Source organism: Tenacibaculum sp. Ill (genome assembly GCF_051938915.1).
Lineage (GTDB): Bacteria > Bacteroidota > Bacteroidia > Flavobacteriales > Flavobacteriaceae > Polaribacter > Polaribacter larymnensis.
The window spans coordinates 165,279-178,090 of record NZ_JBPSCW010000002.1 but is presented as its reverse complement, the minus strand read 5'-3'; the positions used below and the strand labels follow the sequence as shown (position 1 = coordinate 178,090).

Sequence of the window (12,812 nt, the reverse complement as noted above, 5' to 3'; positions counted from 1 at the left end):
AGAATAAAAATGAAAAAAACCGAAGCATCAAAGCTTCGGTTTTTTTATCCTTTCAAGGATAAAATATACCGTTCAGTATATTTTATATATATTTGTATCTCAAACTTTTTTGAAAAATGTCTAAATCAGAAAGAACAAAGGCTTTTATAATAGAAACAGTAGCTCCTATTTTTAATAAGAATGGTTATGCAGCCATGAGTTTATCTAAAATTACTGAGGCTACAGGTTTGACTAAAGGAGCCATTTACGGACATTTTGAAAACAAAGAAGAGTTAGCCATAGAATCGTTTAAGTTTTCAGTAAGAAAAGTACTAAAAGATCTTAATGAAACTGTTAATAAGGGTGAGACACCTATAGAAATGTTATTTAATGTGGCACTTTTTTATGAAGGTTATTATGAATATAATAAGCAATTTGGCGGTTGCCCTATTTTAAACATCGGTGTAGATGCTAATAATCAAAATAAGGTAATTGCTCAACTGGTTCAATCGTATAATCACAGAATTTTAGAACAGTTTTCTATACTCATTGAAAAAGCAAAAGAAGCCAATGAGATTAAAAACTCAATAGATAGTATGTTATATGCTAAACGCTTTTTTTACATGATTGAAGGAGCGGTATATATGACACATATAATGAAAGATGACAGTTACTTAAAGGATGTATCTACAGTATTACAACAAATTATAAAACAAGAATTACAGAAATAACTATTTTTTTAATCAAAAATATACCGTTTGGTATATTTTAAACTTAATACCATGGAAATACCAAAAATTTTAGAAAGTAAAACAAAAATCAGATTTCAAGATTGTGACCCTTTTAATCATTTAAATAATGCATCCTATTTCAATTATCTTATCAATGCTAGAGAAGATCAATTAATAGCTAATTATAATTTGGATATCTACCAACACGGAAAAGAGCGAGGAAAGAGCTGGGTGGTAGGTTCACATCAAATAGCTTATTTAAAACCAGCAACCTTAATGGAAACAGTAACGATAGATTCTCAGTTAATTCATTATGGAGAAAGAAATTTGTTAGTTGAAATACGCATGTGGAATGAAGATAAGACAGAATTGAAAGCAATACTTTGGAGCTCTTTTGTGTATTTTGATTTGATAAAATTATCAACAGCAAAACACTCAGAAGATTTATTAGAGTTGTTTGAAAATGCTGTTCTACCAATAGAACAAACTAGTTTTGAAGAAAGAACAAAAAGTTTTCGATATCAAAAAGTGTCATAATAAAAAAGACCTGCAAAATGCAGGTCTTTTTTTATTTATTGCAAAAGCTAAAATTATTTAGCTTCAGCATATCTTCTTTCTACCTCGTTCCAGTTGATTACTTTAAAGAAAGCTTCAATGTAATCAGGACGACGGTTTTGGTAGTTTAAGTAATAAGCGTGTTCCCAAACGTCTAATCCTAAAATAGGAGTTCCGCCACAAGTAACACCTGGCATTAATGGGTTGTCTTGGTTAGGAGTAGAGCAAACTTCTACTTTTCCTCCTTTGTGTACACATAACCAAGCCCATCCTGAACCAAATTGTGTAGCAGCTGCTTTAGAAAAAGCATCGATAAACGCTTCTTTTGAACCAAATTCAGCTTCGATAGCATCTTTTAATTCTCCAGATAAATAACCTCTATCTTCTGGGTTCATTACTGTCCAGAATAAAGAGTGATTGTAAAAACCACCACCATTGTTACGAACACCAGCGTTGTTCATGTCTAAGTTAGTTAAAATATCTTCGATAGATTTTCCTTCTAAATCAGTACCTTCAATAGCAGCATTTAATTTAGTAGTATATCCGTTGTGGTGCTTGCTATGGTGAATTTCCATAGTTCTAGCATCTATATGTGGTTCTAAAGCGTCGTAAGCGTATCCTAATTCTGGTAAGTTAAAAGCCATAATTATTTGTTTTTTAATAGATTAATTTTTTCGTTTTTCCGAATGTAAATTTAACCCAAAAAAATAAGGCAAACAACTGTTTGCCTTATGGATAATTTATTTGAGTATAAATAATAACTATTCTTTAGTATACTGGTTTATCATCAGATGAAAATTCAGTCATAAACTCTTCTGCTTTTTCAACCATTTGTATACTTCCACAATAAAAAGGTACACGTTGGTGTAACTCTGTTGGTTTAATATCTAAAATACGAGTAAACCCATCAGAAGCTTTACCACCTGCTTGCTCACAAATAAACGCCATAGGATTACATTCGTATAATAAACGTAACTTTCCTTTTGGTGTTATAGCAGTAGCAGGATAAATATATACACCACCTTTTATCATATTTCTATGAAAATCTGAAACTAACGAGCCAATATAACGTGCTGTATACGGACGGTTATCTGCTTCGTTTAATTCTTTACAGTGAATTAAGAAACGTTTCATTCCTTCTTGGAAATGTGTAAAATACCCTTCACTTACTGAGTAAATTCTGCCAATTTCAGGGTAACTCATGTTTGGGTGCGATAAGTAAAAAGTACCAATAGCAGGATTTAACGTAAATCCATTCACTCCATTACCAGTAGTAAAAACTAACATAGTTGAGGTACCATAAGCTACATAACCTGCAGCTACTTGCTCGCTACCCTTTTGTAAAAAGTCTTCTTTAGTTACAGGGGTTCCAACAGGAGAAATTCTTCTGTAAATAGAAAAAATAGTTCCTACAGAAACATTTACATCAATGTTAGATGATCCGTCTAAAGGATCCATTAACAACACATATTTATTTTCGTTGGCTTTGTTTTGACCTTCAACCACAACAAAGTCGTCTTCTTCTTCACTAGCAATACCACAAACAATTTCACGATTAATCAATGTTTGCTTAAATAAATCGTTCGCTAAAACATCTAGTTTTTGTTGTGCTTCACCTTGTACATTAATGTCACCAGCAGCTCCAGTAATATCAACCAATCCAGCTTTTCTAATTTCGTGGTTTACTACTTTAGCAGCTAAACGGATAGAATTTATTAAGCGAGATAATTCACCAGAAGAATATTTAAAGTCTTTTTGTTTGCTGATGATAAACTCACCCAGCGTCATATGCTTGTTACTCATGTCAAATTTTTGTGTTGTGCGTACAAAGATGCCAACTTTTATTTAGTATTTTAAAATTTTCAACAAAAAAATATGATGTGTTTTAATTTTTCATTTGTTTTATCAGAAAGTTTTAAGAGAAGTATCTTTACCAAAAAAAGTAAGAAATGAGTTTTATTATCAGACCAGGAGAGCAAAAAGATGCTCAAGCTATATTAGATTTAATCGTCGAATTAGCTGTTTTTGAGAAGGAACCCAACGCGGTTAAAATTACGGTAGAAGACATTGTTAAAGATGGTTTTTCTGAAAAACCGAAGTTTAAAACCTTTGTAGCTGAAGAAGATAATAAGATTATAGGTATGGCGTTGTTTTATGAACGTTATTCTACATGGAAAGGAAAAGCAATTCACTTAGAAGATTTAATGGTAACGCAATCTAAAAGAGGTATTGGGGCAGGAAAAGCATTGTATAGTGCTGTTATGAATTATGCACATAAAAACAATTGTAAAAGAGTGGCGTGGGAAGTATTAGATTGGAATACAGGGGCTGTTGATTTTTACAAAAGTACAGGCGCAACGGTATATGATGAGTGGAGAGTATGTCATATGAATGAACAAAGCTTAGAACAATTTTGTAATGAGAATATTTAAGTTTGGAGGAGCATCGGTAAAAGATGCGAATGGAGTAAAAAATGTTGCAAAAGTATTGCAACATGAAGGTACAGAAAATACGTTGGTTGTAATTTCTGCCATGGGAAAAATGACCAACGCTTTTGAGCAGGTGGTTAATGATTATTTCTATAAAAAAGAAAGTCTTAAAGATTCTTTGAGTTTTGTAGAAGGCTTTCATCAAAATATGTTGAACAATTTGTTCAGCACAAACCATGAAGTATATAATAAAGTAAATCATTTATTTGGTGAATTGAGTGGTTTCATGGCTCGAAACACTTCTAAAGATTATAATTATGTGTATGATCAAATGGTTGGTTTTGGAGAGTTTTTATCTACTACTATTGTAAGTGCTTATTTGTCTGAAATAGGAGTAGAGAACCAATGGTTAGATGTAAGAGAGTACATAAAAACCGATGGTACTTATCGAGACGCTAAAATAGATTGGGAGCAAACTGAGCAACAAATCAAAGAAAAAGTTGATGTATCTAAGCTAAATATTACACAAGGATTTTTAGGAGGATTTGGTACAGAAATAACAACGTTAGGAAGAGAAGGTTCCGATTATACCGCAGGTATTTTTGCTTATTGTTTGGATGCTGATAGTGTTACTATTTGGAAAGATGTTCAAGGAGTATTAAATGCTGATCCTAGAGTATTTTCAGAAACAGCTTTGTTACAAGAAATTTCGTATACCGAAGCTATTGAAATGGCATTTTACGGAGCCTCAGTAATTCACCCAAAAACAATTCAGCCATTAGAACAAAAAAACATTCCGTTATATGTGCGTTCGTTTGAAGATGTTACAAAATTAGGAACATGTGTTGGGAGAGGGAAAAAAATAACACCAGAAGTTCCTTGTTTTATCGTAAAGAAAAATCAAATTTTAGTAGCAATTTCAGCAAAAGATTTCTCTTTTATGGTAGAAGATAATATTAGTGATGTTTTTAAGAAGTTACACGACTATAATTTAAAAGTAAACTTAATTCAAAATTCAGCGATTAGTTTTTCTGTTTGTATAGAGGATAAGTACAATAATTTTGAGAATTTTTACAATGATTTAAAAGGCGCTTATAAAATTAGAGCTTATAAGGATACTACTTTATACACAATTCGTCATTTTAATGATGAAGCGATAAAAACAATAAGAAAGCGAGGAAAATCAATCATTCGTCAAATAAATACTGAAACTGCACAGTTAGTGATTCAAGAAAACATGTAAAGCTTGCAAAAAATCGATTATATTTGCAGTTATGTCAATTGATAACTATGTATGGGATTAGTAACACCTAAAGAAGTTGCAAAAGCAATAGGAGCCGACAAGTTCGGCGTTTTCGGAACGTTTTCAGGTTGGTTGCTGATGAAAGTTTTGCGAATTTCTACCGCCAATGAAATTTATAACAAGCACAAGCACAAAAAAGATTTACCTTTTTTAAATGGTTTGCTTGATGAGTTTCAAATAGAGTTTGAAATTCCTGAAGAAGATTTAAAACGTATTCCTAAAGAAGGACCTTTTATAACAATTTCTAACCATCCGCTTGGAGGGATAGATGGTATTTTATTATTAAAACTCTTATTAGAGCATAGAACTGATTACAAGATTATAGCAAACTTTTTATTGCATAGAATAGAGCCTTTAAAGCCTTATGTAATGCCAGTAAATCCTTTTGAGAATCATAAGGATGCTAAATCGAGTGTAGCAGGAATTAAAAATGCCTTATTACATTTAAGAGAAGGAAAGCCGTTAGGGCTTTTTCCAGCAGGTGAAGTATCTACGTATCGCGATGGAAAGTTAATGGTAGATAAAGAATGGGAGCAAGGAGCTGTACGCTTGATAAAAAAAGCGAAAGTACCTGTTATTCCTATTTACTTTCACGCTAAAAATAGTCAGCTGTTTTACACATTGTCTAAGATTAGTGATACGCTAAGAACAGCAAAGCTTCCGTCAGAATTATTATCTCAGAAAAACAGAGTTATTAAAGTAAGAATTGGTAAGCCTATATCAGTTAAAGATCAAGATTCATTTACTGAAATACCTGATTTTTACCAGTTTTTACGTAGAAAAACTTACATGTTGGCGAATCCGTATGAGAAAGCATCTCCGAAAATATTGTCAACACACAATTTAAAAATTCCGAAGAAAGCCAAAAAAATCACTTCTCAAAAATCACCAGATTTATTTGTAAAAGAAGTTGACGCTTTACGAGAAAAAGGAAGTAGATTATTACAAAGTAAGAACTATGAGGTGTTTTTTGCTAGTGCAAAAGAAATACCAAATATTTTACATGAAATAGGTCGTTTACGCGAAATTACCTTTAGAGAAGTAGGAGAAGGGACAAATAAACCTATTGATTTAGATAGGTTTGATAAATATTATCACCACTTATTTTTATGGGATGACCAACAAAACAGATTGGTTGGAGCCTATAGAATGGGCTTAGGAAAAGATATTTTTAAGAAACACGGAATAAATGGTTTTTATATTCAAACATTATTTAGAATAGAGCCAGAATTATACCCTATGATGGAAAAAACCATTGAAATGGGACGTGCCTTTATTATTAAAGAATATCAACAAAAACCAATGCCATTATTTTTATTGTGGAAAGGGATTGTACATGTTACATTACGTTACCCAGAACATAAATATTTAATGGGAGGAGTAAGCATAAGTAATCAGTTTTCTGAATTCTCAAAATCGTTAATGATTGAGTTTATGAAATCTCATTATTACGATCCGTATGTGGCACAATACATTCGTCCGAAGAAAGAATTTAAAGTAAAATTAAAAGATGCTGATAAAGACTTTGTGTTTGATGCTACTGAGGCAGACATGCAAAAGTTTGATAAAATTATTGACGAGCTTGAGCCAGGAGAATTACGTATTCCGGTATTAATTAAAAAGTATGTGAAGCAAAATGCACGTTTGGTTGCGTTTAACGTAGATCCTAAGTTTAATAACGCAATTGATGGGTTAATGTATATTAAGGTAGCAGATATACCAGAAAGCACCGTAAAACCTGTTATGGAAGAATTTCAAGAAGAATTAGAACGTCGCGCAGCAGAGAATTTAAATAAGTAGAAGCCAAGTTAAATATAGCATAAACTAAAAAAGCATCGTACTACTCAGTACGATGCTTTTTTAGTTTGTATTGCTTATAGGTTATTTGAATAACCTAAATATATCGTTTCCGTTGGCAAATAATAATAAGGCAATTAATAAGATAAATCCTGTAATTTGAGCATATTCTAAGAACTTATCACCTGGTTTTTTACCCGTAATCATTTCCCATAAGGTAAATACAACATGACCACCATCTAAAGCAGGGATTGGTAATAAATTCATAAATCCTAACATAATTGATAAGAATGCTGTAATGTTCCAGAATGTTTCCCAGCTAAATTCTGAAGGAAATATACTTCCGATAGAAATAAATCCACCTAAACCTTTGTAAGCACCTGTACTAGGATTTAAAATCTTTTTCATTTGCTTAATATAGTTGGTTAAGGTTGTCCAAGCTTTTTGAGTACCAGCAGGTATAGCTTCTCCAAAAGAATAGGTTCTCTCAGCTAAATTATAGTAACCTAACTTTTCTAAGTCTGTTAAAGGTAAGTTTGTAGCATAAATTCCTAATTTTCCTTCATCAGAAACCTTAGCAGGAATAGTTATGTTTTGATTACCTCGTTTAACAGTAACATTTATTTCTTGCCCTTTTTTACTTTCTAAAACTACTTGAACCTGATCAAAATAAGGAGTAGAAATACCATTAATAGCAGTTATGATGTCTTTCTTTTGTAATTCACTTTTTATATTTGGAGAATCTTCAGGGATTTGCCCAATAACAAAAGGTTGTCTGTACATTATAAAAGCTCCAGCATCCTTACCTCTATCTACTAATTTTGAAATAAAATCGGTTGGTATTTCTTTTTCAAGAACAGTTCCGTTTCTTTCAACAGTGTAATTAGTACCGTTAATAAACTCTAACGGAAGTTCTCTAAATTTCTCAATTTTTTGTCCGTCAATTGTTAAGATTTTATCTCCAGTTTCTAAACCTAAATCTTTTCCTAATTGATCTTGAACCCAAACACCATCTTTTAAACTTTCATTAGGTAAGTATTTCTCACCATAAGCCCACATTAAACAGATGTAAATTAAAATACCTAACACAAAATTAACAATAACTCCACCTAGCATAATAATTAAACGTTGCCATGCAGGTTTAGAACGAAACTCCCATGGTTGCGCAGGTTTTTGCATTTGTTCGGTATCCATACTCTCATCAATCATTCCTGCAATTTTAACATAACCACCTAACGGAATCCAACCAATACCATAAACTGTTTCACCAACTTTCTTTTTAAATAAAGAGAATTTATAATCGAAAAACAGGTAGAATTTTTCTACACGGGTTTTGAATAATTTTGCTGGAATAAAGTGTCCTAACTCGTGTAAAACGATTAAGAGCGATAAGCTTAAAATAAATTGTGATGCTTTTATTAAAATTTCCATAAATGGTGTTCGTCTAAATTTAAAATCTGACAAATGTACGTTTTTCAGTACAGTTCTAAAAGTTTGTGTAACAGTTGCGCATTTGTTTTAACAAAGTTTTTAGTATAGTGGTTTATAAACGCTGTTTTTAGTCGTATTTTTGCAGAAAATTTTAGTACTGTGGATTTTAAATTCTTTAAAAAGTCAAAAAGCACCTTAATTTTTATTTTAGTTTTCTGTGCTATTGGTGTACCTGTTTTTTATCACTTAGTAAAGGTTGACAAAAAGTTGCCTATTTATAACCCTGCTGATATTAATCCAAAATTGGTTGATGCTTCTGTGAGAAATAGAACAAAAAACCATAGAGTAGGAGATTTTACCTTAATTAACCAGAATGGAGATACTATTACGAATGCTGATTATAAAGGAAAGATATATATAGCTGATTTCTTTTTTACCCGTTGTCAAACTATTTGTATTGCGATGGCGTATAATATGAGTGAGCTGCAAGAACATTATAAAAATGATGACGATATTATGTTTTTATCACACTCCGTAACTCCAGTAATGGATAGCGTACCACAATTACGAAAGTATGCTGATGAAAAAGGTGTGATTGATGGAAAATGGAATGTAACTACAGGAAAAAAGAAACATATTTACAACTTAGCACGAAAGCACTATTTTGCTGTGTTGGATGAAGGTGATGGGGGCGAGAATGATTGGGTTCATACTGAAAATTTTGTGTTAATTGACAAAGAGGGGCGTATTAGAGGTTCGTATGATGGAACCAAAAAGGAAAACATGCAGAAAATTATTGATGATATTACACTGCTTAAAGAAGAGTATAAAAAATAATCAATTAAGACGGTCAATAAAAAAGACACGTATGAGTTTAAAAAAAGACCTTGATGTTTTTACAAAAACATCAAGGTCTTTTAGTTAAAACGTTTAGATAAGTTTGTCTTAAGAATATGAATACTCGTTAATTTACTTGTAAAACAGTAGCTTTATCATATTCTGAAATACGCCCAATTAGCCAAACAAAAGGCTCTATTTGACCTTTTAAAGTACAAAAACCATTTGAAATAGTACTTAATAAGTCTTGAATATTAAAAGACTCTAAAGCGTCTATAGCAGCTTTTTCACTTATAAGTAGAGAACAAGTAGGTAGTTCATAAGTAGAGTTATGATTAAGAGTAACCTTGTTATCTTTTATTAAGATAGATATAGTGTCAGGATTTTCATTGCTTTTTAACTCTATAGCTAAGTTAGGTGTGTTTTCATTGATTACTGTTTTTAAGTAGTATGAAAAACTTTTAGCCCAATTTTCTAATTCAGAAAAAGAAACAGTTGTGTTTCTTTTATCTTTTTGTTGCTCTTTAAGTAAAACGTCAACTTCTCGTTCCGCTTTAATCAGAGCAGCCAATGTTTTATCTACATCTTCACGGGTATGTGCGGCGGAGCAAATTAATCGTAATCGTCCTCTTCCACTTTCAACAATAGGATAAGTAACTGCAGATGTTTGAATACCTAGTTTGTATAGTTTTTGTACAATAGCGTAAAGCTTATCTTTATCTGCAAAATGAGGCGTAACAATAGGACCATCACCAGTGCCTAAATCGTATCCAGCTTCTTCAAATTTTTGACGCATGTAGTAAGTCGTATCCCATAATCTCTGACGTAGCGCATCATCTTTTCTAAGTCTTCTTAATGCTGTTAATGCTGCTGCCATATCAGCGGGACTAATAGAAGCTTGAAAAATATAGGCTCTCGAAGATGATTTTAATAAGTCGATATGTTCTTTACTGGCAGCTACCACACCACCAATACTTCCTAAGGCTTTGCTTAACGTTGTCATGATAAAATCTGCTTCTTCGGTTATTCCCTGTGCTGCACATATTCCTGCACCACCTTTACCATAAAAACCAAAAGAATGAGCCTCATCTACTAAAGTGAGGGCATTATATTTTTTAGCCGTTTTAACAATTTTTGCTACTGGAGCTGCTCCTTCACCCATGCTATACACTCCTTCTAAAACCACTAAAATAGTACGATACGGAGATACTTCAGCCTGTAAAATATCTTCTAAATCTTCAGGATCATTATGTTTGAAAGTTCGAACTTTGGCTCCACAAAGTCTAGCACCATCTACAATAGAAGCATGACAGAGTTGATCTATAAGAACCATGTCGTTTCTTCCTAAAAGTCCAGCCACAGCACCTACATTAGCAGTATAACCTGTAGGAAACAAGCAAGCACTGGGCTTTCCTACCAAGTCCGCAAACTCTTCTTCAAATTCAAGATGCTGGCGCGTCATACCTGAGGCTGCAGCAGATGTTCCCATACCTGTTCCATACTTTTCTAAAGAAATAGCAGCTTCTTTTATTACTTCAGGATCACGATTTAATCCTAGGTACAGGTTTGTTGTCCAAATAATTGCTTCTTGTGTTTCGTCATTATAAGCGTCTCCTACTAATCCTTTGGTAGCACTTCCAGTAAGCAACACTTTACTGTATGGATTTCTACGTGTACCGTTTACCATTTGCAATACTTCTTGTACTAGTTTGCTTTTATCGTTTACTGACCATGCAGAAACCTTAGCTGCTTGAAAAGTGGGATGACTGGACTGAATATGAGTTTGAAAACTTGTAAGTGTATCTGTTTTTAATTTTAAGTTCTTGTTTTCTTTGGTGTTTTCTTTTGAGCCAATTATATGATTAATTAAGGCATTGGGCGTAGGGTTTTCAAAGATATCATACGCACTAATATCTAGCTGTAACATGTTACTTAACCTACTACTGAGCTCTAGTGTGGTTAACGAATCTATTCCAAGGTTGTCAAATGAATCATCAGGCAATACATTTGCTGAGTTGTTCATGGTAAGAAGTTTAGCTACTTCATTTTGAATGGTTTGTAATAGGTGTTCTTTATAATCATTTGAAAAAGTGTGTTGCTTTGGAGGTTTTTGATAGTGTTGAGAATTTTTGGTTGCTAATTCAGAAGATAGCTCGATAGTAAGATTAGCTAGTTTTTTTCTGTCAAGCTTATCATTAGGAAGCAAAGGAAGCTCATCTATTTGTTTAACAATTTGTGGAACCATGTATTTGGGTAATAATTGATGCACGTGGGATATTACATCAGTAGTCTTTACTTCTTTTCCATGAGTATTAACTACGTAAGCAACTAATATTTTTTGTCCTATATTTCCTTCAGAAATCGCTACAGCGGCAGCATCAACGGATTCAATTTCCTCAATAACTGTTTCTATTTCTTCAAGTTCAATTCGGTGTCCCCTTATTTTAACTTGTTGATCGGCACGACCAACAAACTCTATTTCATTATTAGGAGTCCAACGACATAAATCACCTGTTTTATATAAACGAATACTTGTATTTTGGTTGTTAAACTTTACATTGATAAACCTTTTTTTTGTTAGTTCTTCATCAAATAAATAGCCATGGGATACTTTATTTCCTGAAAGGTGTAATTCTCCCACTTCTCCATTGGGAACAATTTGAAGATTTTCATCTAAAATATAAGCACGCGAACCAGGTACAGAAGTACCAATAGTAATAAGCTCATCTTCTTTATGTATTCTAGCTATGGTAGCATATACAGTATCTTCTGTAGGTCCATAAGCATTGAAAATTTTCAAATTAGGTTTTTGTTGGTATACTTGTTTTACTAAAGAGCGCTTAAGAGCTTCACCTCCAAACACTAAACACTGTAAGTTTTTAGGCAATTTTTTTGATGAGATAATGGCTTGTACTGCTGAGGGAACCATTACAATCATTGTAATAATATCAACGGAAGGAAGAGAAGTAAGCTCTAGCGCATTTTTAGCTAGTATAACAGTCCCTCCTAATGATAGCGTACCAAAAATTTCCATGACAGAGGTGTCAAAACAAACAGAAGCTGCAGCGAGTGTGCCTTTTAAATCGTCTTCAGTAAATAGTTGTTTCATGGAATTTACCAGAGGAATTAGGTTTTGATGTTCAATAGCAACACCTTTGGGTCGTCCAGTAGATCCTGAGGTATAAATCACATAAGCTAATTCATTTGGTGACGCGTGAATTTTTGTGTCTGTATGGTTGCCTATTTTATCAATCCAAATTAATTCTTGAACTTTTTTACATAGGTTTGCACTAATATCAGAGTCGACAAAAACTGCAGAAGTACGAGAATGTTCTAACATATATTCTATGCGATCTTTTGGGTATGCAGGGTCTAATGGTATATACGTGCACCCAGCTTGCATAATACCTATTAGAGTTGCTACCAATTCCCACGAACGGTTCATGCAGACTCCAATTAAAGCTCCAGATTTTATTCCTTTACTTTTGAGTTCTCCTGCTACCTCATTACTACGCTTAATTAAAGTAGCATAATCTATATGAGTAGTTCCGTCTATAATAGCGTCTCGTTGAGGATGAGCTATCATTTGTTTGTTAATTAGCTCACATATTGTTGTAGAGCTATCATTGTTGTTGAGTAAAGCCATTGTAATTAATTGGTTTAATTATGTGAATTAATTTTACAGGCCCTTCATTTTGTTGTTATATCTAGGTTAACAAATACTTTTATCCAGTAGTAAATATACTATGT

Annotated in this window: 10 protein-coding genes; 6 read left to right on the top strand and 4 right to left on the bottom strand. The window is 32.8% G+C overall.

Annotated elements, in window-relative coordinates; translation table 11 throughout:
- Positions 1 to 116: 116 nt before the first annotated feature.
- Positions 117 to 710 carry a TetR/AcrR family transcriptional regulator gene (locus tag ACTPNM_RS00850; RefSeq protein WP_159488915.1) on the top strand — a complete coding sequence of 198 codons (594 nt, stop codon included), beginning with the start codon at positions 117 to 119 and terminating at the stop codon, positions 708 to 710.
- A gap of 51 nt (positions 711 to 761) precedes the next feature.
- Complete coding sequence (locus ACTPNM_RS00845; protein ID WP_125066472.1) at positions 762 to 1,247, top strand: acyl-CoA thioesterase; 486 nt, start codon at positions 762 to 764, stop codon at positions 1,245 to 1,247.
- Positions 1,248 to 1,300: 53 nt separating this feature from the next.
- Here ACTPNM_RS00845 and ACTPNM_RS00840 read toward each other — a convergent pair whose 3' ends face one another.
- Together ACTPNM_RS00840 and fbp are read right to left on the bottom strand one after the other, a co-directional pair.
- Positions 1,301 to 1,909, bottom strand: coding sequence for a superoxide dismutase (locus tag ACTPNM_RS00840; RefSeq protein ID WP_159488917.1), 609 nt, complete (start codon positions 1,907 to 1,909; stop codon positions 1,301 to 1,303).
- A gap of 124 nt (positions 1,910 to 2,033) precedes the next feature.
- Complete coding sequence (fbp, locus tag ACTPNM_RS00835) at positions 2,034 to 3,068, bottom strand: class 1 fructose-bisphosphatase (RefSeq protein WP_159610753.1); 1,035 nt, start codon at positions 3,066 to 3,068, stop codon at positions 2,034 to 2,036.
- A 146-nt stretch (positions 3,069 to 3,214) separates the two neighbouring features.
- Here fbp and ACTPNM_RS00830 point away from each other — a divergent pair, with 146 nt between their 5' ends.
- Genes ACTPNM_RS00830 through ACTPNM_RS00820 form a run of 3 tightly spaced genes read left to right on the top strand, consistent with a single transcriptional unit; the run spans position 3,215 to position 6,797 of the window.
- Positions 3,215 to 3,697 carry an N-acetyltransferase family protein gene (locus ACTPNM_RS00830; protein ID WP_440120211.1) on the top strand — a complete coding sequence of 161 codons (483 nt, stop codon included), beginning with the start codon at positions 3,215 to 3,217 and terminating at the stop codon, positions 3,695 to 3,697.
- Positions 3,684 to 4,937, top strand: a complete 1,254-nt coding sequence (locus tag ACTPNM_RS00825; RefSeq protein WP_440120210.1) for an aspartate kinase — start codon at positions 3,684 to 3,686, stop codon at positions 4,935 to 4,937. The genes ACTPNM_RS00830 and ACTPNM_RS00825 overlap by 14 nt, the downstream gene beginning before the upstream one ends.
- 51 nt (positions 4,938 to 4,988) lie before the next feature.
- Entirely contained in the window at positions 4,989 to 6,797 is a 1,809-nt protein-coding gene (locus ACTPNM_RS00820) for a GNAT family N-acyltransferase (RefSeq protein WP_440120209.1), read from the top strand.
- 81 nt (positions 6,798 to 6,878) lie between these two features.
- On the opposite strand, the gene rseP is transcribed toward ACTPNM_RS00820, so the two are convergent.
- Entirely contained in the window at positions 6,879 to 8,225 is a 1,347-nt protein-coding gene (gene rseP / locus ACTPNM_RS00815) for an RIP metalloprotease RseP (protein ID WP_440120208.1), read from the bottom strand.
- 159 nt (positions 8,226 to 8,384) lie between these two features.
- Here rseP and ACTPNM_RS00810 point away from each other — a divergent pair, with 159 nt between their 5' ends.
- Complete coding sequence (locus ACTPNM_RS00810; protein ID WP_274638718.1) at positions 8,385 to 9,062, top strand: SCO family protein; 678 nt, start codon at positions 8,385 to 8,387, stop codon at positions 9,060 to 9,062.
- A 127-nt stretch (positions 9,063 to 9,189) separates the two neighbouring features.
- Here ACTPNM_RS00810 and ACTPNM_RS00805 read toward each other — a convergent pair whose 3' ends face one another.
- Positions 9,190 to 12,708 (bottom strand): amino acid adenylation domain-containing protein, encoded by a 3,519-nt coding sequence (locus ACTPNM_RS00805; protein ID WP_440120207.1) that lies wholly within the window; start codon positions 12,706 to 12,708, stop codon positions 9,190 to 9,192.
- Between the last annotated feature and the right edge of the window lie 104 nt (positions 12,709 to 12,812).

Bases quoted from the DNA above. Each gene is read 5' to 3' on its own strand.
- ACTPNM_RS00850 (WP_159488915.1), top strand. From the start codon at position 117: ATGTCTAAATCAGAAAGAACAAAGGCTTTTATAATAGAAACAGTAGCT.
- ACTPNM_RS00845 (WP_125066472.1), top strand. From the start codon at position 762: ATGGAAATACCAAAAATTTTAGAAAGTAAAACAAAAATCAGATTTCAA.
- ACTPNM_RS00840 (WP_159488917.1), bottom strand. From the start codon at position 1,909: ATGGCTTTTAACTTACCAGAATTAGGATACGCTTACGACGCTTTAGAA.
- fbp (WP_159610753.1), bottom strand. From the start codon at position 3,068: ATGAGTAACAAGCATATGACGCTGGGTGAGTTTATCATCAGCAAACAA.
- ACTPNM_RS00830 (WP_440120211.1), top strand. From the start codon at position 3,215: ATGAGTTTTATTATCAGACCAGGAGAGCAAAAAGATGCTCAAGCTATA.
- ACTPNM_RS00825 (WP_440120210.1), top strand. From the start codon at position 3,684: ATGAGAATATTTAAGTTTGGAGGAGCATCGGTAAAAGATGCGAATGGA.
- ACTPNM_RS00820 (WP_440120209.1), top strand. From the start codon at position 4,989: ATGGGATTAGTAACACCTAAAGAAGTTGCAAAAGCAATAGGAGCCGAC.
- rseP (WP_440120208.1), bottom strand. From the start codon at position 8,225: ATGGAAATTTTAATAAAAGCATCACAATTTATTTTAAGCTTATCGCTC.
- ACTPNM_RS00805 (WP_440120207.1), bottom strand. From the start codon at position 12,708: ATGGCTTTACTCAACAACAATGATAGCTCTACAACAATATGTGAGCTA.